This is a genomic window from Arthrobacter gandavensis (assembly GCF_039528575.1).
GTDB classification, from domain to species: domain Bacteria; phylum Actinomycetota; class Actinomycetes; order Actinomycetales; family Micrococcaceae; genus Arthrobacter_B; species Arthrobacter_B citreus_B.
On record NZ_BAAALV010000005.1, the window covers coordinates 57,705 to 78,776 of the forward strand.

Here is a 21,072-nt window from a genome sequence, read left to right on the forward strand (position 1 = left end):
GTCAATCGGCCCGGTGAATCCCCAGATCAGTGCGGCCGGGATGGAGATCGGCGCGCAGGGCACGGGTGCCGCGGTAGTCGCCGCCGCGCAGGCTCCGGAAGCGGCGGGGCGTCTCCGAGTCCAGGGCGTCCAGCCGCTCCCGAAGCCGCTTCACCTCCTGGTCCACCTGCGTGGAATCCAGGGCATCGGCGTCGTACACCACATGCAGGTCCAGGACCTCGACGCCCGTGTACCAGAGCACTCCGTGGGTGAGGGGGAAGAGCAGTGACTCCAGGTCGCCGCTGATGCCCCGCGGGCCAATCGACCGTTCGTCTTCCCCGGCGGTCACCAGGACGAGTGCCTTTCGCCCGGCGAGCCCGCCGTCGCCGTACCGCCGGGGCACGCCGAACTCCGGATCCAGGTCCCCGTAAGCGAACTGGTCGGTGAGCACGCGGTCGAACCAGCCCTTCAGGATCGCCGGGGGACCGTACCACCAGAGCGGAAACTGCAGGACGAGCAGCTCGGCCGCGGCGAGCTTGGACTGCTCCGCCTGCACCTCAGCCGGCAGCTGGCCGGCGGCATAGGATTCCCCGGCCTGGACTGCGAGGTTGCCCGGTACGCCTGCAAGGTCGCCAAGGTCGCTGTCACCCAGAACGGGATTAAATCCCTGGGCGTAGAGGTCCGACGTCGCCACCTGATAACGGGTCGACAGCGCGCTAACCCCTTCACGGAACAGCCGGCCATTGAGTGATGCGGCACGCGGATGGGCGGTTACCCACAGAGCGCTGCCCGGTTTCGGGGGATGGATGATTGGCATGTCAGGCCTCCTGGGTGCCGGCGGTCTTTGGGGAGCCGCCTGCGACGGCGAGAACGACCGCGGTGAGTGTGCTGCGGGCCTGGGCGGCGCTGATCCTGCCGCTCAGTGCGGTCCGGGCCAGGGCGTCTCCGGCGCCGGTGACGGCCTGGAGCCCGGCGAGGCTGGGCGGACCCGTGAAGGGTTCCAGCGCCTCCCGGTACATCGCCAGGTAGGCGTTCTCGGCCTCCTGCCGGATTCCAGTCAGGGTGGAGAAACCCGCCAGGGCGGCGACGACGTCGGCCAGTTCCCTGCCCTCGGCAAGGCAGCAGTCGATATAGGCGCCGGCAACCAGTCCCGCCACGACGGTCACGTCCGGCTCTGCGTCGGCCAGGGCGGCCGCCAGTGTTTTCCGCTGCCGTTCCTCGAACTCTCGGTAGAGCTCGGCGAACACGCCGGCCCGGTCACCGAAGTGGCCGTACACCAGCGGCTTGGTCACGCCTGCGCGTTCGGCCAGACGGCCGAGGGTGAACTCGTCGGTTCCCGCATCCCGGATCAATTCGCGGGCCACTTCCAGAAGCTGGGTCCTGCGCTCCTGCCTGGAGAGGCGGCGCCGTGTTTGGGCTGCAACGTTGGTCATGCCGGCTCCCGGAAATCGGTAACTTACTAGTGGTAACTTACCGTTGGTAACCGTTAGTGTCCAGAGGTGTTCATGTCCCGGTCAGCAACCCGGTCAGCCAGCCTACGGTTCCTCGGTGCCGGGCCGGACGCCGGACCACGACGCCGTGCCGCCGGAACCGGGGAAGACGGTTTGTTTCACGGCACTGTCACCGGCGACCGCCGTGGAGACGTAGTAAAGCGAAAGATCAGGCACCTCCGGGTTGTAGGGCCCGTACAGGCCCGGCGCGAGTGCCACGAGCCGGCCGTCCGCAAGGCTGCCGCTGAACCAGGCGGCGACGCGGTAGTCCACCGAGGCGGCATTCACGACCAACGGGTAGCCCGGGAAGGCGGCACCGGCACTTTCCGCGGCCGGCTTTGCCAGGCCGACCTCGTAGCGGGCACAGACAGAGAGGATGTCCCCGATGGTGTCCGTCCACGCGAAGGGGTCGAAGGTTACGGCAGCCCCGGTCGATGGTTCGGCCAGCGCGAGCACGCCGCCCATCGCCTGGGTCAGCCCTGCCAGCGGTGGTTCCACTACGGGCGGTGCATCCGCCGCGAGGCCCCGGAGCGTTTCATCGACAGCTCCGGCGGCCTCAGGCGATCCGGTGAAACCGAAGGTCCCGTCCTCGATCCGCACGAGGGAGATTGCCTGGTACAGAGGACCCGTGCCATCGGTCCCGAGCAGTTCGGAGCAGGTTTGCTCTTCGGTTGCCTCGGACGCCGCTCCGTCCGCTCCGGCGGACTGCCCGGCGGGCTGTCCGGTGGACGACGGCGGCGCCGACGGTGATGCGGTCTGAGAAGAAGCCTCAGACTCGGTATCCGTGCACCCGGTAAGGAGCAACAGGGCAAGGACAGGGACGGCAGCGGTTTTTCTCATGATTCCCCCGGAGAATGTGAACAGTTGTCCCACCCTAGCGGCATTGCAGCCCTGCCTCCGCCTGACTGGCGTTAGCCCAGCGCGGCGTGCGGGTAGTCGGGATGCCGCTGCTGGAACTGGAGCACATCCTTGTTCCGGATGACCCCGTCCTGGATTTCAATGGCGTTCCGGATGGTGTCGTTATCCTGCCAGGCTTCCGGCCCGGCAAGCACCGTTTCCAGGAAGGGCAGCAGCGCTTCGCTGATCTCCCAGCTGGCGGAATTCCAGAGGTAGGAGGGGCTGTGGTCGACGGCGTAATAGTCGATGTGCCCGCCCACCTGGAACATTGGATCCGCGAACGTAGTGGTCTTCGCCCACTCGAAACCCATGCCCTCATCGCAGGAAACATCCACGATCAGGCTGCCGGGCCGGAAACCGGCAAGGTCATCGGTGCGCAGGTAGGTAAGCGGTGCATTGGGATCCTGCAGGGTGCAGTTGACCACAATGTCCGCTTCGGCGAGGAACGGTGCCAGCGGTACCCGGCCTTTTTCGGTGATGACTTCACTGAGGAACGGTGCCTGCGGATCATGGTCGAACTGGATGATCCGCGCCGAGTGGATCGGTGATCCGACGGCGGCGACATCACGGTTGGTCAGCACCTGGACGTCGTGGATGCCGTGCGCGTTCAGGGCGGTGACTGCGCCGCGGGCGGTGGCTCCGAAGCCGATGACGACGGCGCTCAGCCGCCGGCCGTAGTCGCCCGTGGAACCGGTGAGGGCCAGGGCGTGCAGCACGGAGGAGTAACCGGCCAGCTCGTTGTTCTTGTGGAACACATGCAGGCCGAAGCCGCCGTCGCTCTTCCAGTGGTTCATCGCCTCGAAGGCAATCAAGGTCAGCTTCTTGTCGATGGCCAGCTGGGTGATTGCCCGGTCCTGTACGCAGTGCGGCCAGCCCCAGAGCGTTTGCCCGTCCCGGAACTCGGCGAGGTCCGCGGGCTGCGGCTTGGGGAGGAGGACGACGTCGGCCTCCGCCAGCAGCTGCGTGCGCGGCAGCATCGCTCCCACGAGCGGTTTGAGGACATCGTCGGAAACGCCGAACGTCTCACCGTAGCCCTCTTCGAGGATGAGCTGCTGCCGAAGCCCGGGATCAATGCGCTCAACGTGCAGCGGATGGATCGCCAGGCGCCGTTCAGCTGGCTTGCGCGTGCTGGCGAGAATGCCCAGCGTGAGGCCGTTCGCAGGGGCGCTCACTTTTTGCGGCTAGCGGCCTGCGTGCCGGCGGTTTTTTCGGTGGAGCCGGATGGAGCTGCCGCGGCCCTTTTGTCGGCTCGTTTTTCCTTGATGGACTTACCGGATTTTTTGGATGCTGTTTGGCGCGGGGACTTGTCTGACATGTCAGCTCCTGTAGGCGGAACCGAAGAGGTTCCTGACTTCGAACCCTACAGGTACGGTCCTAACCGGCTTGGTCCGTGCCGGGATGGGAAGCGCTGATCCGGTCTGCGAAGCCGGAGAGGGACTCGGTGAACGCAGCGGGGCCCAGCACCTTGAACGGAGCGTCAAAGCGCAGGACCCAGGACATCAGCCCCGCCCAGGACCACGAGCCCACGCGCACCCGGCAGAGGGTGCCGGAGACCTGCTCCAGTTCACCGTCGCCCAGCCACGGTGCCACATCGGCTGCGGGCAGCTCCAGGAGGAACTCGGCGTAACACGGCCACCCGGCGTCGGACTCCGCTCCCTTTTGGCGGGCGGCCAGGAACGCGGCGGCGTCCCCTCCCGGAACGGGACGCCGGGTGAACGTGCTTCCCGGGGGGAACTTCGGTGTGAGCCGGTCCAGCCGGAAGATACGCCAGTCCGCCCTGTCCAGGTCCCAGGCCACCAGGTACCAGCGGCCATTGCGCGCGACGACGGCATGCGGCTCCGCGCGGCGGGCCGGCCCGGAGGTATTCCCGGCATAGTCGAAACGGACAATCCTCCGGTCCCGGACTGCAGTGCTGAGTGTTTCAAGGACAGCCGGCTCAACCTGCGCGGCCGATGCGCCGGCGTCAGTGAAGCGGATGGCGTCGATGCGGTGCCGCAGCCGGGAGGGCATCACCTGCCGCACCGTGGCCAGTGCCCGGGCAGCGGCGTCGCCCGTGTCCACTCCGCTGGACGGCGCGCTTTGCAGCGCCACGGCGATGGCCACGGCCTGCTCGTCGTCGAACAGCAGCGGCGGGAGGTCTGAGCCGGCGGCCAGCCGGTAGCCGCCGTCGGGCCCCTTGGCTGCGGTGATGGAGTAACCCAGCCCGCGGAGCCGGTCCACGTCCCGGCGGACGGTCCGGGGCGCCACCTCCAGGCGCTCGGCCAGGACTTTTCCGGGCCAGTCCCGTCGGGACTGCAGCAGGGAGAGCAGGGCGAGCATGCGCGAGGAGGTGCCGGACATTCTCCGAGTATTCCTGAAGAAGAGGACACATCCTGTCCGCTACCAGGTCCAGGCTGGTTTCAACGGCACAAACCGTGCCGAAATGAGAGGACAGATCCCATGAGCATCACCACCACTACCCACCTGAACTTCCGCGGCACCGCCGGCCAGGCACTTGAGTTCTACCAGTCGGTGTTCGGCGGCAGCCTCACCCGCGCCACCTACGGCGACTTCGGCATGCCACAAGAGGTTCCGGGTGCGGAGAAGATCGTTTTTGGGCAGGTCGAGACCGCTGACGGCTTCCGGCTGATGGCCTATGACATCCCGGGCCAGGACAGCCCCGGCACCACCGTGACAGCAGGAACCACACGCCGCGAGAACGGCACCACGGTCACGGACCGCACGTTCTTCCAGTCCCTGCGCGGGCAGAGCCTGGAGGAAGTCACGAAGCTCTGGGACCGGCTTGCCGACGGCGCGGACATCATCGAACCGCTCGCTGCCTCCGCCTGGAGCCCCGGATTCGGCATGCTGACCGACCGCTTCGGCGTCACCTGGGTGATCGACGTCGAGGCTCCCTACAGCGGCTAAGCAGGTCCCGGGGAGGGGGCAGCGTCGGTATTTTTTCGCGGCAACACCGGTAGCATTCCTGAAAAGAATAAAACCGGGGGACTCCTATGGCATGTGGCGGCTGCAGCACGGCTTCAAAGCTCGACTTCGATTTCAGCATGGCTTTCCAGCCAATTTACGACGCCGTTGAGCGCCGTGTGTGGGGCTACGAGGCACTGGTGCGGGGCCTGAACGGTGAAGGCGCTTACGAAGTGCTGTCCAACGTTGCTCCGGAACAGCTGTACCGCTTTGACCAGGACTGCCGGGTCAAAGCAATTGAACTGGCTTCGCGGCTCTTTCCGGCAGGGGAGGAGCTCATGCTGTCCATCAATTTCCTGCCCAAGGCCGTCTACGAGCCCGCAGCGTGTCTTCGCGCAACATTGCAGGCAGCCCGCAGGTTCAGCTTTCCGATGTCCTCGATCATGTTCGAGTTCACCGAAAACGAGGAGGTGCGGGACACGGCCCACCTTACGAACATCATCACCGAATACCGTCGGCACGGATTTACCACCGCCCTTGATGATTTCGGCGCCGGTTATGCCGGACTTGGGCTGCTGGCAGACTTCCAGCCGGACCTCATCAAGATCGACATGAAACTCATTCGGGGAATCGAGGCCAGCCGGGCCCGCCGGGCAGTCGTGGACGGGATCCTGGCAATGGCCGGGGAACTGGAGATCACCGTGCTGGCAGAAGGGATCGAAAGTGAGCAGGAATTCGCGGTCCTGGAAGCGGCCGGAATCCGCCTGTTCCAGGGATACTGGTTCGCAAAGCCGGCCTTCGAGGAACTCCCGCGGGTCAGTGCAATGCTGCCGAGGGCCTGACGGAGCCTCTTCAGTCCCGCACCTAACTTGCCAGCCTAATCCAATCCAAGCCAGGGTCAAACGATTATTTTCCATCCGGTAAAAACTTGGTTTTAAACCCGTTCCATTTCCGGTTTTTACGGCTAAGGGTGTTGGTACTGCACCTGATCCCCCCAATTTGAGCGAGGGAATATGAGTACTGCCGCATTATCCGAAACTGGACAGAGGTCCCCGGTGGCTTCTCCGTGCGACACACTGTGGTGGACGCTCCTGATTGAGGCGGAACGGAAGGGAGCCGGCGACGAAATAGTCCGGCACCTGGTCGGCCCGCTCAGCGCCCAGGCCCGAACCTGGGGGAGCATACGGTTCGGATTCGTACGGAATTTTGATTCGGTCAACCCTCAGGCGCGGCTGCACCTTCGCGCTCCCCGCGAAGTGGTGGACCGGGTATGGAAGTTCGCCCACGCGGTTGCCGAGGAGCGCGCGCCGCAGATTGGCGCAGTCGAGCTGACCGAACTGCAAAGCATAGTTTATCCGCCGAAGCAGGGGCAGCCCATGCCGGAAGCCCTGGAAACGGTTTTCGCCCGCTACGGCGGGGAGGAAGGCCTGCGGCTGGTGGCGGAAATAACCGAGCTTGCAGCTGATCTGGCCATCTGGGCGGTTAACCGGTTCCCTGCCGGAAAAACCCGGGAACCCCTGGCAGCCCTGCTCCTTTTTGATGCCTGCCACAGCATGATGTGGGGAACCCGGTCAACGCGGTGGCCCGACCGCAGGACCGTCAGCTGGGACTATTACTGGGACGCTCACCTGCACGCGTGCACCTCTGCGTTAGGCAACCGCGCCGAGCGCGGCCGCCGGACGATGAGGGACCAGACCCTCCCCGGCGTCAGGTCCGCTCACCGGACTATGGCTGCACTGGTATCCGAACCATCGGTGGAGGTATGGCGCAAACGGTGGGTGCGGGCTATCGACATGTACCTGTTTCGGGCGGACAAAAAGCGGGTTAGCCGCAGTGCGCACCAAATGGTGCTGACCGAGAGCATGCTGCTGTGCAACCGGATGGGGATTTCCCTTCAGCAGGAGGCCGTGCTCGGCTTCCATGCACAGGCCTGGAGCAAGGATCGTGAAAAGGCAGGCGCCCGCCGGCCTGCTCCTGCCTGAACGAAAGACAGAAAACACAAGTGCCGGCCCGCCTGATCCCAGGCGGCCCGGCACTGATGTTTGTGTATCAGTTCTGGTCGTCGTCCTTGTTTCCGTCGGCGACGTCCTTGATCTTGTCTTTTGCCTGGTCAACCTTCTCCGGGTTGTCCTTGGCGGCGTCCTTCGCCTTGTCTGCCATTCCGCCGAGATCTGCCATTGGCTGCACCTTCCTTCGAGGAAGCCGGGATCCGTCGGCCCCGGCCGGTAAACCCATCGTGCACCCGGCCGGGGCCCAGTACTACCCCTTTACGATTGCGGGTTCACCATCCGCCTCTCGTGGGGGTGTGTCCCTTCCGGGCGTCGTCCGGCATTGTCATTTCCGCCCGCAGCCCGAGCAGGCGGATCGGCCGTCCGGGTTCGATGGCGCCGGCCAGGTCCAATGCCCGGGCCAGTATCTCTTCCCGGTCGGAGGTCACCGGGATTTTCCGTGCGTGGGTCTTGGTAACGAAGGGCGCATACCGGACCTTCAGCGTCAGCCCGATCACCGGACGCCCTTCAGCAGCCACATCCGCCAGGACATCGGCGGTCAGCCGCGTGACGGCGTCGCGCACCTGGTCAGCTTCGGTGAGATTCTCCTGGAACGTTGTTTCACGGCTGTGCCCGCGCGCCACCCACGGAGTGTCGTCCACCTCGCTGGTCCCGTCGCCGCGCCCGAGCGTGGCGTACCAGGGACCCATCTTCGGGCCGAACTCCGGAACCAGGGCCTGCGGATCTGCTGCGGCAAGTTCAGCGACGGTGCCGATGCCCAGCTTCGCCAGCCGGGCAGAGATCTTGTTCCCCACGCCCCAGAGTTCCCTGGTGGGTTTAGTGCCCATGACGTCCAGCCAGTTCTCCGCGGTGAGCCGGAAGGTGCCGGCAGGCTTGCCGAAGTCAGTGGCGTTTTTGGCCCGGATCAAAGTGTCTCCGATGCCCACGCTGCAGTGCAGCTGCGTCTGCTGCAGGACCTCGGACTGCAGGTCCCGGGCGTAGGCCTCCGGGTCCTCGGCTTCGATGCCCACGAATGCTTCGTCCCAGCCGAGGACCTGCACGACGGCGCCGGGTTGGGTCCGCAGCGTTGACATCACGGTTTCCGAGGCGGCGAGGTAGGTCTCGGCATCCACGGGGAGGAACACGGCGTCGGGCACTTTTCGGGCCGCGACCCGCAGCGGCATGCCGGATCCGACACCGAACGCCCTTGCCTCGTAGGAAGCCGTGGACACCACCGCGCGTTCTGTCGGATCACCCCGGCCGCCCACGATCACCGGTTTTCCCGCTAGCTCAGGGCGCCGCAGCACCTCGACCGCCGCGATGAACTGGTCGAGATCCACGTGCAGCACCCAGGGGATTGAGCTCACGGGCACCAGTGTGCCGGAAAAGCGCCCCTACCGGCACCGTGGCGCGTGGTTTCCCGGAACGGGAGCTAGCGGGCCAATGGCTGGCCGGCCCAGGCCTCCGCATAGAAGAGCGGGGACAGGGAATCGAGCAGTTCAGCGTAGGTCTCCGGGTCTGCCGCCTGTGCTGAGGTGTCCGGAACCACCGGGGCAAAGGCGGAGACACCGAGCCCGGCTTCGCGGTCCTTCAGGGTCAGGCCGGCCACTTCAAGCAGCGTGGGGTACATGCTCAACTGGTCAACGCCGGGGCGCAGCGGTTCTTCGCTGCCGCCGGGGATCCAGATGCGGTTGAAGATGGTGCGGTTGGGGTGGTGGTCCAGCTGCTCGTGGAAGGCGTCGCCGGCGCTCATGTGCTTGAGGTGGTCGCCCATGATCACCACGGCGGTGTCCTCAAGGTAACCGGCGTCCTTCATATGGTTCACGAACCCGGCGACCTGGGTCATTGAGCAGTCGAAGGCGGACGTGACCACGTTCTCCGTGTCTACGTTGCAGTAGTCGTAGATGTGCACGGGCTCGTGGGTGTCCAGCGTAAGAACGGTCAGGTTGAAGGGCTGGCCGGTCGCCTGGGACTGGGCGTGCAGCTCATCCACCTTGTCCTTGGCGTTCGCCATCAGGCGCTCATCGCTCAGGCCCCAGTCGCTGCGGAAGCTCTTCTCTTCCTCGCCGGCGGCACGCCAGTCCGCCAGGCCCTTGATCTCGGAGTATCCGTGGGTGGTCAGGAAGTCGTCCTTGGCGGCAAAGGACGAATTGGCGCCGCCCAGGAACGTGCTGGTGTAGCCCTGCTCCGCGAGGACGTCGCCCAGGCAGGTGGCGCCGCCCAGGTAGGAACCGGTGGTGGTGCTGTCCGCTGACTTGCCGGAGGAGCTGCTGCCGTTGAACCCGGATCCCTTCAGGGGGATGCCGCACTGGGTGGAGACCAAGCCGGCCATGGTCCAGCCGCCGCCCTTGTACTGCTGGAAGTTCTCCACGCTCTGCCAGCCTTCGGCTGCGGGAGTTGCCTCCTTCAGCGGAAGGAAGGCGTCCTTTTCGAAAAGCTGGTCGTCCGCGAGGGTCTGCTCACCGGACTCAAGGTAGATCATCACCAGGTTGCGCTTGTTCTCGCTGCCGGTGACGACGGGAAGCTTGTAGTAGTCGCCGACGTCGTAGGGAGAGGTGGCGGCCTTAATGTACTCAGCCATGCTCACCTTGGTGGCAAACGCCGTCGTGCCGCCAATAACGACGGCGCCAACCAGCCCGGTGGCGACGCTGCGCACAATCCACTTGGCGCGGGGCGAGGGCTGGTAGGCGCGGGCCCGGTGCTTGCGGCGGCGCCGCTGGTGCAGCACGGCGACGGCCGCGGTGATGAGGATTGGAGCCACGCCAATGGCGAGGATGCTGGTGGTGACAATGCTGCCGCCCCCGCCGTCGGTTTCCACGGAAACCAGGTTCAGGAGAAGCTGGGCCACGGAGATTCGGCCCCAGAAGTAATGGATGACGGCGGCGGAGGCCGTCATGGCCAGTCCCAGCCAGATCAGGATGTAGACCAGGGCATGCCCCACGACGACGCCGCTGCGGCGGGTCATATGGCGAAACCGGTCAGACATGGGAACTCCTGGATTTCCTGAGCTGCCGCGTTAGGCGGGACACTCTTGACAAACAGCCCGTCAGCGGGCATTAGCAGACTAGTACCGTTACGATACCCGTTCAACCATGGTTAACCTGATCGTTACCCCTTATTCAGGGGGCAACTTCACACCGGCCGGCACCTGGAAAATGGTCGCAGGGCCGCGAATCTACGCGAAGCGGGAATAGATCAGCTCCCTTCGCGCTTGTTCCTGCACATGAAATCCATCGTCTACTCCGACACTGGAGATTCCTCAGTCCTGTCCCTGGCCGAGCGCAGCATCGCGGAGCCCGGACCCGGTGAAGTGCGGGTCCGCGTCACCGTCTCCGGGGTGAATCCCACCGACTGGAAAGCCCGTGCAGGCGCCGGTATCGCGTTTGATGAGGTGGTGCCCAACCAGGACGGAGCCGGAATTATCGACGCCGTCGGTGAGGGCGTTTCCGGCCTCGGGGTGGGGGACCGGGTGTGGATCTTCCTCGCCGCCCATGAACGTCCCACCGGCACTGCGCAGGAATACACCGTCCTGCCCGCAGACCGTGCGGTTCCCCTGCCCGAAGGCATCGGGTTCGACGTCGCCGCGAGCCTGGGCGTCCCGGCCATGACCGCGCACCGTGCCCTCACCGTCCACGAGTTCGGCCCCGTCCGGCTGGCACCCGGCTCCCTGGACGGACGCAGTGTGCTGGTGCAGGGCGGAGCCGGAGCGGTGGGCCACGCCGCGATCCAGCTCGCCGTCTGGGCCGGAGCCACCGTGATTGCCACGGTGAGCAGCGACGCGAAGGCCGAGCTGGCCCGCGCCGCCGGGGCACACCACATTGTGCGCTACCCCGATCCCGCCGAAGCCGACCGGATCCGCGAGATCGCGCCGGACGGCGTCGACCACATCGTTGAGGTGTCCCCGGCGCAGAACGCGGCGCTCGACGTCGAGGTGATCGCCAACCACGGCAGCATCGCCTACTACGCGAACAATAATGGTGAAGAGTTCACCGCACCGATCGTTGCAAGCTTCGCGAAGAACGTCCGCTGGCAGGGCGTCCTTGTATATACCGAAGGCGAAGCCGCCCACCAGGCCGCCGTGAAGGACATTACGGAGGCACTGCGCGACGGCGCCCTGCCGGTTGGCGAAGAAGCTGGCCTGCCGCTGACCTGGTTCAGCCTGGAAGAGACCGCTGCCGCGCACGACGCGGTTGAAAGCGGTGTGACGGGCAAGGTCCTGATCCGTGTGGCGGACGAGGCCGCGTAAGCGCAAGAGACCGGAACACCGGGCGGGCCGCGGCGATCGGCCCGCCCGGTGGCGTAGGGTGGCACGAACGTATCCAGGAGCGCCGGGCAGTGCAGCACGCTCACCGGCAGAAACCTAAGGGGGACTGACCATGTCAGGCGAGCGAAGGAACCGGAAACCGCTTAACCCGGACAAGGTTCCCCATCCCCTGATGAGTCTTTCCTTTTTGCTGTCGGCTGTGCTGATCGCGGCGGGCGGGCCGTTTGTCTGGTGGCGGATACTGGCAGCGGCCGCGATGATCGGACTGTGCATCTTCGGGCTGTATCAGTGGAGCCGCGTGCGCCGTGAAGAGTCCGGCCGGAGGAATCAGGCCGGCTGAACCATCCGACGCCGGCTCGACGGCGGAGCGAAGCACCAGATAAGAAGCGCTGCGGAAACCAGCGGCGCGAGGAAACCCGCCGCGGCCACCACATTTAGGGCCATAAAGGACGCGGCCAGGCCGGCCCCCGCCGTCGCGCAGACCCGCAGCGGAAGGGAACCCGGCAGGAGCCGGGCGAACGGCAGGACGAGGGCGAATCCTAGACAGACCCCGGCCGCCACGCTCAGCGGCCACTGCGATGGGTGGCCCGCACCCGCCAGCTGGGCACCGGCTTCCGCAAAGAGGCTGGCGACGGCCAGCACCAGCGACACGAGGATGACCCGGCCGTGCCGTGGCATCAGGACCGCTCCCAGTGCCACAACTACCGGAACTGCGTTGAGCGCCCCCGCAGCCAGGCCGAGGTTCATGGCGGCCGTTGAATCAGCCGCCAGCGAGGACCAACTGCTGCCTGACAGTGCAAACCAGGCGAAGCCGATGCCGAGGATCAGGGTCACAAAGCCGGCAGCTGTTACGGCGGCCCGCAGCGTGCCCGACGCCGGAACCGGGTCTGGGAGTGGCCGGCGGGCAGGGTGGGCACCTGCTGGGGCGCCTGAGCGCAGCGCGATAACCAGGACGGCCGCCGCAGCCAGGGGAGCGGTCAGGGCAGCCGTTAGGTACAGCAGCGCGAAGCAGAGGGCGGCTGCGGCTGCGAGCAGGAAAACCTGGGTGTTCCGGGCGTAGCGCGGTTCCCATACGGTCCTGACCGGTCCGGTGAGGGCCGCCGCTCCCACAAGCCATGCTGCCCCGGCCAGCAGCGCGAATGACGATTCGAACCAGCCAAAGGCCGTTCCGGCGTCGGCCAGGGTGAATCCGGCGGACCAGCTGGCCAGTGCCAAGGCTGCCAGTGCCAGCGCAGGGACGGCCGTCATCGCCGTGAAAAGCGCGGTTTGTGCGCTCATGCTGCCGGAACGGAACCAGAGCACCAGAACCGCAAGCGTCAGCAGAAGCGGACCGAGGAAGGCCGACGCGACGGTGTGGAGAATATCAGCGCCCGGCCAGAGGAAGGCATTGCTCAGCACGAGGGCGGTGGCGGCAAGGTAGGCGGCCAGCGATCCAGCAGCGCACACTGCTGCCCAGTTGCCGGTGGCATATGCGCCCAGCCGCTGTGCCCTTCGCTCCCATGCCGCGGAGAAGGATTCGAAACTCGCACTCATGGGCGTCAACCTACCTCCCACTTGGTCCTTTGCACAGAGCGGACCGGATGGCAGGGTTGAGGCATGAACTCCACAGCACCCGGCTCCGCAGACGCCCGGCCTGCCCTAAGCCCCGGCATGGCCCGGACACTCCAGCCCAGCGCGGCGGTAGCCTTCACCGTGCTCGGTGCCGGCCTGTGGTGGGGCTGGTTCGCGTGGGACACGGTCGGGATCAGTTCCGGAACGGAGCCGCAGTCCGGCCCCTACGAGGCGTGGCAGGTTGTGGGCTGTGTGGTGGCCTGGATCGTGCTGACCTGGCTGGGGAAGAAGGTTCTCCGTCCGCTCCTGTTAATCCCTGCGCTCCCGGTTGGATTCACCGCCGCCTGGATTCTGACCGCTGCCCTCAGCGATGACTCGGGGCTGTGGGCCGTGGGCGCCATCCTGGTGGCTGCAGGAACGCTGGCCGGGAATGCCCTCCTCGTGTGGGTGATGAGAGCCATTGACCGGAGGCGCGGGCAACGCACACGAAGCGCGGCTCTCTAGTCTGCCCCGCGCTGCGGGTCTACGGTATGTCCATGCCCAGCAGTACAGCCCATGACCAGCGGCTGCGGGACCTTGTGGTGCTCCGCCGGGTACGGGACCGGATCGACCGGGAGTACGCCCAGCCGTTGAACGTTGAGGCGCTCGCCCGCGACGCGCACATGTCCTCCGGACACCTCAGCCGCGAGTTCAAGCGGGCCTTCGGCGAGGCGCCCTATACCTACCTGATGACCCGCCGGATCGAACGCGCCATGGCTCTGCTGCGCCGCGGCGACCTCTCCGTCACCGAGGTGTGTTTCGCCGTCGGCTGCTCATCGCTTGGCACCTTCAGCACCCGCTTCACGGAACTGGTCGGGGTGCCGCCGAGCACCTACCGGCGTGAGCACGGCGACGCGACAAAAGGCATCCCGTCCTGCATCGCGAAGAACGTCTCCAAACCGGTCAGGAATCAAGAAGCGCCGTCCGCGTCCCGGTAACTACCGTTGCCGGCATGAACCTGAACATATCCAACAGTTTCCTGCCCCAGACAGACCCCGACGAGTCCCTCGCCTTCTACCGTGATGCCCTCGGCTTCGAGGTGCGGAACGACGTCGGCTACGAAGGAATGCGGTGGATCACCGTGGGCCCGGCGGACCAGCCGGAAGTCTCCGTGGTGCTCTATCCGCCGTCGGCTGACCCCGCCGTGACGGAAGAAGAGACCCGGATGATCGCCGAGATGATGGCCAAGGGCACGTTCGCCACCCTGGTCCTCTCCTCGCCGGACGTGGACGCCGCGTTCGATGCCGTGCAGTCGGCCGGCGCCGAAGTCATCCAGGAACCGACCGACCAGCCCTACGGCATCCGCGACTGCGCCTTCCGCGACCCCGCCGGCAATCAGATCCGCATCAACGGCGTATAGGCATCGAAGGGATCGGGCGGCCGGGCCGCTAGGCTGGGAGCGTGCGCAAAGAAACCCTGTGGGAAGCCAAGAAACGCCAGAACCCCGAGCACTCAACCTGGTACATCCAGCGCTTTGAGCAGATGCGGGAAGAGGGTGCAGACCTGGCCGGCGAAGCCCGGCTGGTCGACGCAATGCTTCCCCGCGGAGCCCGGATCCTCGATGCCGGCTGCGGCCCGGGACGTGTGGGCGGCGAGCTTGCCCGCCGCGGGCACAGCGTCGTCGGCGTTGACGTTGACCCGGAACTGATTGCGGCCGCGCAGAAGGACTTCCCGGAGCTTCCCTGGTTCACCATGGACCTGACCGAACTGGACCTGCCAGCCGAGGGCATCACCGAGCCGTTCGACCTGATCGTCAGCGCCGGCAACGTTATGGCGTTCCTGGCTCCCGGCACCGCGCCGGATGCCCTGGAAAGGATGAAGCGGCATCTGGCACCGGGCGGGCGGATCGTCGTCGGCTTCGGCGCCGGCCGCGGCTATGACTTCGGGACCTTCTTCGAGGATGCCTCGTCGGTGGGACTGACTGTCGAGCAGAAGTTCTCCACCTGGGACCTGCGCCCGTTCGACGTCGAATCGGACTTCCTGGTCGCCGTCCTGGGCCGCCGCTAACTTCGGCTGCCGCTGCCCCGTGCTGCTGTGAACGCCGGGGCTGCCGCTGACTTCCGGGCGCCGCTGACTTTCGGCGCCGCTGCCTCCGATCTCCTGTGAACGCCGGGGCTGCCGCTGACGCATGGGGCCGCTGACTTCCGGGCGCCGCTGACGCATGGGGCCGCTGACTTCCGGGCGCCGCTGACTTTGAGAAACCCCGGAATTCGATCTGACGCCGAGGGATGAGCTGGCGGCGCATCCTTCGGGGAGATAACGCTCTTTTGAGGCCGGCTGCCGCATCCCTCGGGGAGATAACGTCCCTTTGAGCACGCCAAAGGGACGCGAACTCCCCGAAGGATGGCGAGCGGTGCCTCTAAACGACGCGAACTCCCCGAAGGATGAAGCAGGCAGGGTCTAAGGGCGCGGTATCTCCTCCGCGGATGTATGCCTGCCCGGCCCTGGCCCGGTCCTTCGCGCGCGCTGCCCCCGCACCCCAGCTCCGCCACGCCGCACGCCTCACCTGCCTCACCCGCGCCGCTCTTAGCTCCGTACCCGCGCGCTGCCCCCGCCGCGCCGCGCCCCCGCCTCATCCGCGCCGCTCTTTGCTCCGCCACGCGGCACCCGCGCGCTGCCCCCGCCTCCGCCACCCGGCACCCGCGCGCACCCCCGCCTCCGCCACGCGACACCCGCCCGCTGCCCGCGCCGCCCCCCGCTGCCCGCACCGCCCGGCCTAATTTCCCCGCCCGTCACACCAGTTTGAACACGACCCATTGTTCACAGCCGCACGCCTTTCTACAGTCATAGGATGTCCAACGTTGGATTTCATGCCAGGGAGTGATTCCAGGGCAGGTCCGGTGGCGGACTGGTGCCGCCGCCGCCCGGCAGCGGGCCTGCCGCCGGCGGGTTACTGCCGGCTCTTGAAAGGACCGAGATGTCCCGATCACCCCTGCTTCGAAGGCCCGGCCGTCTAGCCGCAGCTGCGCTCGCCGCCGGCGTCGCGCTGTCCAGCCTCCTGGTTGCCGGGCCGGCAGCAGCCGCGCCTACTGATCCGCCCGGAACCTTTAGCGAACAGAACCTCGGTGCCACAGTCGTGAGCCCGTTCGCCGCTTACCGCATTCCGGCCCTGAGCTACCTGGGCAACGGCGTCGTGGTCGCCGCCTGGGACGGTCGGCCCAACAATGCCGCTGATTCGCCCAACCCCAACTCGATCGTCATGCGCCGCAGCACCGACGGCGGAGCCACCTGGGACACGCAGCGCACCATCCTGGCCGGGAACCTGGACACGGCCAACAACGGCGCCGGCAAGTTCGGCTACAGCGATCCCAGCTTTGTGTACGACGCCGAGACCGGAAAGCTGTTCCTGTTCTCCGTCTATTCCAAGAACGCGGGGTATGCCAGCAGCACCTTCGGCAACGATGACGCGAACCGGAACATCATCAGTGCGCAGGTCTCCGAATCCAGCGACGGCGGACTCTCCTGGGGTGCGCCGCGGCTGATCACCAGCATCGTCAAGCCCGGAAGCAGCGCCACGAATCCGCAGCCCGGAGACGTTCGCAGCATGTTCGCCAGCTCGGGGGAGGGCATCCAGCTGCGCTACGGGCCCTACGCCGGGCGGCTCATCCAGCAATTCGCCGGTGACGTGCGTCAGGCTGACGGAACCAACGCCATCCAGGCTTACAGCGTGTACTCCGATGACCACGGAGCTACCTGGGTCAAGGGCGCCAATGTTGGTACCCGCATGGACGAGAACAAGACAGTCGAACTTTCCGACGGCCGGGTAATGCTCAACTCCCGGTCCAACAACGCCGCGGACAACGCCCGCAAGGTAGCCATTTCCACTGACGGCGGCGCATCCTACGGGCCCGTCACCCTGGACACGGCGCTGACTGATCCTGCCAACAACGCGGCGATCGCCCGGCTCTTCCCGGACGCTCCCGCCGGCAGTGCCGACGCGAAGAAACTGATCTTCACCAACGCGAATAATCCGGACAGCAGGCAGAACGTGTCCGCCCGGGTTTCCTGTGACGACGGCGCCACCTGGGGAGTGCCGCGGACCATCCGATCCGGGTTCTCCGCGTATTCGACCGTCACCGGGCTGGAAAACGGGCAGATCGGCGTCCTGTACGAATCCAGCTACAGCAACGGCATCATGTTCGCGAAGTTCAGCGACAGCTGGCTGAACAGCTGTACGCCGCCCCCGGCACCGAGCACCACCACCGTTGCCGGCGTGAGCATTTCCGGTACCCGCTCTGACACCTCGCGCGACCTTGCCGCCAATCCCTACACTGCGGGCCAGAGCGTCAGCTACAGCTTCACCGTCAAGAACAACAATGCAGGCACGGTGACCGTGACGCCGACGGCGGGCAACTTTGCGCCGTTTACCGCTCCGGGAACGGGCAACTGCCGTTACCTCTCCCTGGCTGCGGGGGCCTCCTACGTCTGCACCACCCCGGCGCACACCGTAACCGCCGAGGAGGCGGCACAGGGGTACTTCGTTCCGGAAACCACGTGGGCGATCTCCGGAGCGGCCGCAGGCACCGATAAGGTCCTCGGGTATCCGGTGGCCCTGAAGGGAGGCATCCAGGCTCCGGCCGGTTCCCTCGCCGAAGTCAGCATCACGGGCAGCCACACCGACACGTCGCGGAACGTCGTCGCGGATCCGTACGCCGCGGGCGAGACGGTTTCGTACCGGTTCGAAGTCAGTAACACCGGCCCGGCCACGGCAGCGGTGGTCCCTACCTCCGGTAACTTCAGTCCGTTCGTTCCGCCGGGGACGGGTAACTGCCGCTACTCTGCGCTGCCGGCGGGAGCCGGATACACCTGCACCGCACCGCGCTACACGGTCACTGCCGCCGATGTTGCCAGGGGATACTTCGTCCCGGACACAGCCTGGAACGTTACCGGTGCGTCCAGCGCCGCGGGCCGGGTGCTGGGTGAAGCCGTCCGCCTAAAGTAAGCCACGGAAAACGTAAGGGGANNNAACCGGCGGCCCTTGGACCTTCCGGAGAGCACGTCCCGGAGCGCCTCCCGAACGGACTCCCTCCCATCGAGAGGACAGTTAGGGCTCTTTTGGCGCCTCATACGAGCCGTAACTGTCCTCTCGATGGGAGGCGGGCGCCGCGGGAGGCGCCGCAGGGGCAGTCGGGGCCGGAACAGGAGCCGGCGGAACCGGAGGGATCACGGCACCGGTCACCGGGTCGGTCGCCGGCTTGGCCGGAACATCGTCCTCCTTCAGCTGCCGGACTTCGGACTTGAAGATCCGCAGCGACTGGCCAACACTGCGCGCCAGGCCGGGGAGCTTGGGAGCGCCGAAGAGAAGAATCGCAATGACGACGATGATGACAATGTGCCAGCCTTCAAGCCTCATGAGCAGGTGCCTTTCGTAGCGGTGGTCAGCGGAAAATCGATGGATGTGCCGTGCAGCGCCCGGATCAGGGCACGGTTACGGTCCAGCAGGCACTGGGCGCCCACGGCTGAGTCCGGGCAGTTCAGCTCGAAGCCGTGATAGGCGCCCGGATAGACATGCAGTTCAGTGCGGACGCCGGCCTGCAGCAGCCGGGCCGCGAACGCAATGTCCTCGTCACGGAACAGGTCCAGCTCTGCTGTCTGGATCAGCACCGGCGGCAGCCCGGAAACATCCTCAGCCAGGGCGGGCGCCGCGTATGGCGGCACCGGATCAGCCCCGCCCAGATAGCAGCTCCACGCGAACTCGCTGTGGGTCCGGTTCCACGTGGGGATGCCGGTGAACTCGCGGGCGGAAGCGGAGGTGTGAGCCGGATCCAGCATGGGGTACATCAGGTACAGGAACGCCACGGGCAGCCGGTCCTGGTCCCGGTTCAGCAGAGCCAGCCCGGCGGCCAGTCCGCCGCCAGCGCTGGAACCGGCGACGGCGATGCGCCCTGGATCCACGTTCAGCTCCCCGGCGGCGGCGAACAGCCAGCGCAGCCCGGCGAGCACATCCTCCAGCGGAGCCGGATAGGGATGTTCAGGGGCAAGGCGGTAATCCACCGCGGCCACCACGGTTCCGGTGCGGAGCGCGAGGGAGGAACAGTAGGCCGTATCCAGCTCGGCGCTGCCGGCGATCATCCCGCCGCCGTGGATCCAGTAGACGGCAGGGTGCGGGCCGGGGCCGGGAGGCGTAAAGACACGAACTGCCACGCCATGCGCAGCATAGTCGCGAAGCTGCACACCGGAATCAACGACGGCGGCGGCCGGCGCCTCCGCGTGCGCCCGGAAGCCCGCAAGTTCGGCCAGTGACACCGGCGGCGGATGCTCCTCTGAAAACGCGAGCCCGGGCAGCAGCTCCGGATCCACCCGTTCGTGGAAAGTCCGCTCCCGTAAAGACTTCACGGTGCCAGCGCGTCCGCGAACCAACCGGTAATCGTTGCCGGATGGGTAATGGCAGTGCCCACGACGACGGCGAACGCTCCCGCGTCCATCGCGGCCCGCCCCTGTGCGGGGGTATGGATACGGCCTTCGGCAACCAGCGGCAGCCCCAGATCCAGGGACGCGATCTCGGCGAGCAGTTCAAGGTCCGGGCCATCGGTTTTGGGCCGTTCGCCGGTGTACCCGGCCAAGGTGGTGCCGAGAATGTCCGCACCCGCTTCGGCGGCAGCGACGGCGTCGGCCGCCGATCCGCAGTCGGCCATGACCAGCGCGGGGGAGCCCTCGTGCACTCCGGCAACGGTCTGCGCCAGGGTCAGACCGTCCGGACGTTCCCTCCGGGTGCCGTCCAGGGCCACAATGTGCGCCCCGGCCCCGGCGCAGGCCAGGGCGTGGTGCAGGGTGGGAGTGATGAAGACGCCGTCGTGCCCGTCCTTCCACAGCCCGATCACCGGAACTTCGACGGCGGAACGCACCCGGGCGATGTCGCTGAGGCCCTGGACCCGCACCGCAGCGGCACCGCCGATCACGGCGGACTGGGCCACCTGTGCGGTGGTTCGCGGGTCCCGCATCGGTTCGCCGGGGTAGGCCTGGCAGGAAACGATCAGGGAGCTGCGGAGGGTTTCGAGATTAAGCATGGGAGCCTTCGGTTGCGGGGATCAGCGTCAGGGCACGGCGGGCAGCGCCGCGGATGGCGGCGGTGGTGCCGAGCTGGGCGGGAACGATCCTGAGGCCGGCCAGCGGAGGCAGCAGCTCGGCCCGGGCCTGGTTTTCCATGGTGTCCCACCAGAGCGGACCGGCAAAGGCCAGGCCGCCGCCGACCACCACGATGTGTGGATCCAGGACGTTGGCCAGCCCGCCGATCGCAGAACCGGCCGCCGCTGCCCCGCGGCGCAGAGCTTCGGCAGCCGCCGGGTCGCCGTCGGCCGCCAAGGCATAGACGCCGCGGGTGTCCACGGCGGTGCTGCCGCCGAGGCGGGTGTACAGCGCGAAGATGCCCGGGCCGGACGCGACAGCCTCCACGTGCCCGGCGCCGCCGCAGCTGCAGGGCAGCGGCTGCCCAGACTCGACGGCGAACGGCGAGGCGAGGTGCCCGGTATGCCCGGCGGCGAAGGATGCGCCTTCCAGCGGCTGTCCGTTCAGCACGTAGCTGCCGCCAACGCCGGTGCCCATGCCCATAAACAGGACACTGGGAACGCCGGCACCGGCGCCTAGCCAGCTCTCACCCAGGGCATGGGCGTGAACATCGTTCAGGGCCGTGGCGGGCAGGCCGGTGCGTACAGTGAGCTCGGCAGCCAGGGCGGTCCCGGCCCAGCCGCGGATTGAATCCGTGGCAGAGAGCACGACGCCGCGGGCTGAGTCGATCACGCCGGCCGAGCCGACGCCGAGTGCGTCCACGTGCAGCCCGCGGCTTTCAGCCTCTGCCTGCAGCGACGTCACCAGCGCGGCGGCGGCCTGCAGTACCTTGCCCGCACCGGCCCGCGACGGCGTCGGTACCGCGGAGGAGAACACCACGTTCCCGCCGGCGTCGAGGATTCCGCCTGCCGTTTTGGTGCCGCCCAGATCGATCCCGAGAACGTGCCGCATGGGA

At 66.9% G+C, this 21,072-nt stretch carries 24 protein-coding genes; 10 read left to right on the forward strand and 14 right to left on the reverse strand.

Going from position 1 to position 21,072, the window contains the following annotated elements:
* Position 1: 1 nt before the first annotated feature.
* The 6 genes from ABFX29_RS12520 to ABFX29_RS12545 all read right to left on the reverse strand — a co-directional run bounded on the left by ABFX29_RS12520 (position 2) and on the right by ABFX29_RS12545 (position 4,706).
* Positions 2-796, reverse strand: coding sequence for an NAD(P)H-dependent oxidoreductase (locus tag ABFX29_RS12520; RefSeq protein WP_152229003.1), 795 nt, complete (start codon positions 794-796; stop codon positions 2-4).
* A gap of 1 nt (position 797) precedes the next feature.
* On the reverse strand, positions 798-1,412 hold the full coding sequence (locus ABFX29_RS12525) for a TetR/AcrR family transcriptional regulator (protein WP_152229002.1): 615 nt from the start codon (positions 1,410-1,412) through the stop codon (positions 798-800).
* A gap of 102 nt (positions 1,413-1,514) precedes the next feature.
* On the reverse strand, positions 1,515-2,309 hold the full coding sequence (locus tag ABFX29_RS12530) for a hypothetical protein (RefSeq protein WP_152229001.1): 795 nt from the start codon (positions 2,307-2,309) through the stop codon (positions 1,515-1,517).
* A 71-nt stretch (positions 2,310-2,380) separates the two neighbouring features.
* Positions 2,381-3,538, reverse strand: coding sequence for a N(5)-(carboxyethyl)ornithine synthase (locus tag ABFX29_RS12535; protein WP_152229000.1), 1,158 nt, complete (start codon positions 3,536-3,538; stop codon positions 2,381-2,383).
* Positions 3,535-3,681 carry a hypothetical protein gene (locus tag ABFX29_RS12540; RefSeq protein ID WP_170287796.1) on the reverse strand — a complete coding sequence of 49 codons (147 nt, stop codon included), beginning with the start codon at positions 3,679-3,681 and terminating at the stop codon, positions 3,535-3,537. Before ABFX29_RS12540 ends, ABFX29_RS12535 begins: the two co-directional genes overlap by 4 nt.
* 59 nt (positions 3,682-3,740) lie before the next feature.
* On the reverse strand, positions 3,741-4,706 hold the full coding sequence (locus tag ABFX29_RS12545) for a helix-turn-helix transcriptional regulator (protein WP_152228999.1): 966 nt from the start codon (positions 4,704-4,706) through the stop codon (positions 3,741-3,743).
* Positions 4,707-4,805: 99 nt separating this feature from the next.
* On the opposite strand from ABFX29_RS12545, the gene ABFX29_RS12550 reads away from it, so the two are divergent.
* From ABFX29_RS12550 to ABFX29_RS12560, 3 genes are all read left to right on the forward strand, one after another.
* Positions 4,806-5,273 (forward strand): VOC family protein, encoded by a 468-nt coding sequence (locus ABFX29_RS12550; RefSeq protein WP_152228998.1) that lies wholly within the window; start codon positions 4,806-4,808, stop codon positions 5,271-5,273.
* A gap of 137 nt (positions 5,274-5,410) precedes the next feature.
* Complete coding sequence (locus ABFX29_RS12555; protein WP_246167660.1) at positions 5,411-6,112, forward strand: EAL domain-containing protein; 702 nt, start codon at positions 5,411-5,413, stop codon at positions 6,110-6,112.
* A gap of 213 nt (positions 6,113-6,325) precedes the next feature.
* Positions 6,326-7,252 (forward strand): lantibiotic dehydratase C-terminal domain-containing protein, encoded by a 927-nt coding sequence (locus ABFX29_RS12560; protein ID WP_170287795.1) that lies wholly within the window; start codon positions 6,326-6,328, stop codon positions 7,250-7,252.
* A 67-nt stretch (positions 7,253-7,319) separates the two neighbouring features.
* On the opposite strand, the gene ABFX29_RS12565 is transcribed toward ABFX29_RS12560, so the two are convergent.
* The 3 genes from ABFX29_RS12565 to ABFX29_RS12575 all read right to left on the reverse strand — a co-directional run bounded on the left by ABFX29_RS12565 (position 7,320) and on the right by ABFX29_RS12575 (position 10,244).
* Positions 7,320-7,448 carry a hypothetical protein gene (locus ABFX29_RS12565; RefSeq protein ID WP_275124643.1) on the reverse strand — a complete coding sequence of 43 codons (129 nt, stop codon included), beginning with the start codon at positions 7,446-7,448 and terminating at the stop codon, positions 7,320-7,322.
* A gap of 103 nt (positions 7,449-7,551) precedes the next feature.
* Positions 7,552-8,625, reverse strand: coding sequence for a DNA polymerase IV (locus ABFX29_RS12570; RefSeq protein ID WP_487046981.1), 1,074 nt, complete (start codon positions 8,623-8,625; stop codon positions 7,552-7,554).
* Between the two features lie 65 nt (positions 8,626-8,690).
* Positions 8,691-10,244, reverse strand: coding sequence for an LTA synthase family protein (locus ABFX29_RS12575; RefSeq protein WP_246167658.1), 1,554 nt, complete (start codon positions 10,242-10,244; stop codon positions 8,691-8,693).
* Between the two features lie 237 nt (positions 10,245-10,481).
* Between ABFX29_RS12575 and ABFX29_RS12580 the strand changes: the two genes are divergently transcribed.
* On the forward strand, positions 10,482-11,504 hold the full coding sequence (locus ABFX29_RS12580; protein ID WP_152228995.1) for an NADPH:quinone reductase: 1,023 nt from the start codon (positions 10,482-10,484) through the stop codon (positions 11,502-11,504).
* A 190-nt stretch (positions 11,505-11,694) separates the two neighbouring features.
* Positions 11,695-11,862 carry a hypothetical protein gene (locus ABFX29_RS12585; RefSeq protein ID WP_170287794.1) on the forward strand — a complete coding sequence of 56 codons (168 nt, stop codon included), beginning with the start codon at positions 11,695-11,697 and terminating at the stop codon, positions 11,860-11,862.
* Here the strand turns inward: ABFX29_RS12585 and ABFX29_RS12590 are convergent.
* On the reverse strand, positions 11,850-13,055 hold the full coding sequence (locus tag ABFX29_RS12590) for a hypothetical protein (RefSeq protein WP_152228994.1): 1,206 nt from the start codon (positions 13,053-13,055) through the stop codon (positions 11,850-11,852). The genes ABFX29_RS12585 and ABFX29_RS12590 overlap by 13 nt on opposite strands.
* A gap of 63 nt (positions 13,056-13,118) precedes the next feature.
* On the opposite strand from ABFX29_RS12590, the gene ABFX29_RS12595 reads away from it, so the two are divergent.
* The 5 genes from ABFX29_RS12595 to ABFX29_RS12615 all read left to right on the forward strand — a co-directional run bounded on the left by ABFX29_RS12595 (position 13,119) and on the right by ABFX29_RS12615 (position 18,054).
* Entirely contained in the window at positions 13,119-13,577 is a 459-nt protein-coding gene (locus ABFX29_RS12595) for a hypothetical protein (RefSeq protein WP_152228993.1), read from the forward strand.
* A gap of 32 nt (positions 13,578-13,609) precedes the next feature.
* A complete protein-coding gene (locus ABFX29_RS12600) occupies positions 13,610-14,050 on the forward strand; it encodes a helix-turn-helix transcriptional regulator (protein ID WP_152228992.1) in 441 nt (146 codons plus the stop codon).
* Positions 14,051-14,064: 14 nt separating this feature from the next.
* Positions 14,065-14,472: a VOC family protein gene (locus tag ABFX29_RS12605; RefSeq protein WP_152228991.1), complete on the forward strand. Its 408-nt coding sequence runs from the start codon at positions 14,065-14,067 to the stop codon at positions 14,470-14,472.
* A 41-nt stretch (positions 14,473-14,513) separates the two neighbouring features.
* A complete protein-coding gene (locus tag ABFX29_RS12610; RefSeq protein ID WP_152228990.1) occupies positions 14,514-15,119 on the forward strand; it encodes a class I SAM-dependent methyltransferase in 606 nt (201 codons plus the stop codon).
* A 910-nt stretch (positions 15,120-16,029) separates the two neighbouring features.
* A complete protein-coding gene (locus tag ABFX29_RS12615; RefSeq protein ID WP_152228989.1) occupies positions 16,030-18,054 on the forward strand; it encodes a sialidase family protein in 2,025 nt (674 codons plus the stop codon).
* Between the two features lie 102 nt (positions 18,055-18,156).
* Here ABFX29_RS12615 and tatA read toward each other — a convergent pair whose 3' ends face one another.
* The 4 genes from tatA to ABFX29_RS12635 are packed head-to-tail and all read right to left on the reverse strand — an operon-like array spanning position 18,157 to position 21,068.
* A complete protein-coding gene (gene tatA / locus ABFX29_RS12620) occupies positions 18,157-18,465 on the reverse strand; it encodes a Sec-independent protein translocase subunit TatA (RefSeq protein WP_152228988.1) in 309 nt (102 codons plus the stop codon).
* Positions 18,462-19,448, reverse strand: coding sequence for an alpha/beta hydrolase (locus ABFX29_RS12625; protein WP_170287793.1), 987 nt, complete (start codon positions 19,446-19,448; stop codon positions 18,462-18,464). Before ABFX29_RS12625 ends, tatA begins: the two co-directional genes overlap by 4 nt.
* The gene (locus ABFX29_RS12630) at positions 19,445-20,119 is read right to left on the reverse strand and encodes an N-acetylmannosamine-6-phosphate 2-epimerase (protein WP_152228986.1); all 675 of its coding nucleotides are present in this window, start codon (positions 20,117-20,119) and stop codon (positions 19,445-19,447) included. Before ABFX29_RS12630 ends, ABFX29_RS12625 begins: the two co-directional genes overlap by 4 nt.
* On the reverse strand, positions 20,112-21,068 hold the full coding sequence (locus tag ABFX29_RS12635) for an ROK family protein (RefSeq protein WP_152228985.1): 957 nt from the start codon (positions 21,066-21,068) through the stop codon (positions 20,112-20,114). The genes ABFX29_RS12630 and ABFX29_RS12635 overlap by 8 nt, the downstream gene beginning before the upstream one ends.
* Positions 21,069-21,072 lie beyond the last annotated feature (4 nt).

Excerpts from the sequence above, each read along its gene's own strand:
- ABFX29_RS12525 (WP_152229002.1), bottom strand. The coding sequence starts at position 1,412 with ATGACCAACGTTGCAGCCCAAACACGGCGCCGCCTCTCCAGGCAGGAG.
- ABFX29_RS12600 (WP_152228992.1), top strand. The coding sequence starts at position 13,610 with ATGCCCAGCAGTACAGCCCATGACCAGCGGCTGCGGGACCTTGTGGTG.
- ABFX29_RS12585 (WP_170287794.1), top strand. The coding sequence starts at position 11,695 with ATGAGTCTTTCCTTTTTGCTGTCGGCTGTGCTGATCGCGGCGGGCGGG.
- ABFX29_RS12555 (WP_246167660.1), top strand. The coding sequence starts at position 5,411 with ATGGCTTTCCAGCCAATTTACGACGCCGTTGAGCGCCGTGTGTGGGGC.
- ABFX29_RS12580 (WP_152228995.1), top strand. The coding sequence starts at position 10,482 with ATGAAATCCATCGTCTACTCCGACACTGGAGATTCCTCAGTCCTGTCC.
- ABFX29_RS12575 (WP_246167658.1), bottom strand. The coding sequence starts at position 10,244 with ATGTCTGACCGGTTTCGCCATATGACCCGCCGCAGCGGCGTCGTCGTG.
- ABFX29_RS12630 (WP_152228986.1), bottom strand. The coding sequence starts at position 20,119 with ATGCTTAATCTCGAAACCCTCCGCAGCTCCCTGATCGTTTCCTGCCAG.
- ABFX29_RS12540 (WP_170287796.1), bottom strand. The coding sequence starts at position 3,681 with ATGTCAGACAAGTCCCCGCGCCAAACAGCATCCAAAAAATCCGGTAAG.
- ABFX29_RS12520 (WP_152229003.1), bottom strand. The coding sequence starts at position 796 with ATGCCAATCATCCATCCCCCGAAACCGGGCAGCGCTCTGTGGGTAACC.
- ABFX29_RS12615 (WP_152228989.1), top strand. The coding sequence starts at position 16,030 with ATGTCCCGATCACCCCTGCTTCGAAGGCCCGGCCGTCTAGCCGCAGCT.
- ABFX29_RS12635 (WP_152228985.1), bottom strand. The coding sequence starts at position 21,068 with ATGCGGCACGTTCTCGGGATCGATCTGGGCGGCACCAAAACGGCAGGC.
- ABFX29_RS12565 (WP_275124643.1), bottom strand. The coding sequence starts at position 7,448 with ATGGCAGATCTCGGCGGAATGGCAGACAAGGCGAAGGACGCCGCCAAG.
- tatA (WP_152228988.1), bottom strand. The coding sequence starts at position 18,465 with ATGAGGCTTGAAGGCTGGCACATTGTCATCATCGTCGTCATTGCGATT.
- ABFX29_RS12595 (WP_152228993.1), top strand. The coding sequence starts at position 13,119 with ATGAACTCCACAGCACCCGGCTCCGCAGACGCCCGGCCTGCCCTAAGC.
- ABFX29_RS12550 (WP_152228998.1), top strand. The coding sequence starts at position 4,806 with ATGAGCATCACCACCACTACCCACCTGAACTTCCGCGGCACCGCCGGC.
- ABFX29_RS12605 (WP_152228991.1), top strand. The coding sequence starts at position 14,065 with ATGAACCTGAACATATCCAACAGTTTCCTGCCCCAGACAGACCCCGAC.
- ABFX29_RS12590 (WP_152228994.1), bottom strand. The coding sequence starts at position 13,055 with ATGAGTGCGAGTTTCGAATCCTTCTCCGCGGCATGGGAGCGAAGGGCA.
- ABFX29_RS12530 (WP_152229001.1), bottom strand. The coding sequence starts at position 2,309 with ATGAGAAAAACCGCTGCCGTCCCTGTCCTTGCCCTGTTGCTCCTTACC.
- ABFX29_RS12545 (WP_152228999.1), bottom strand. The coding sequence starts at position 4,706 with ATGTCCGGCACCTCCTCGCGCATGCTCGCCCTGCTCTCCCTGCTGCAG.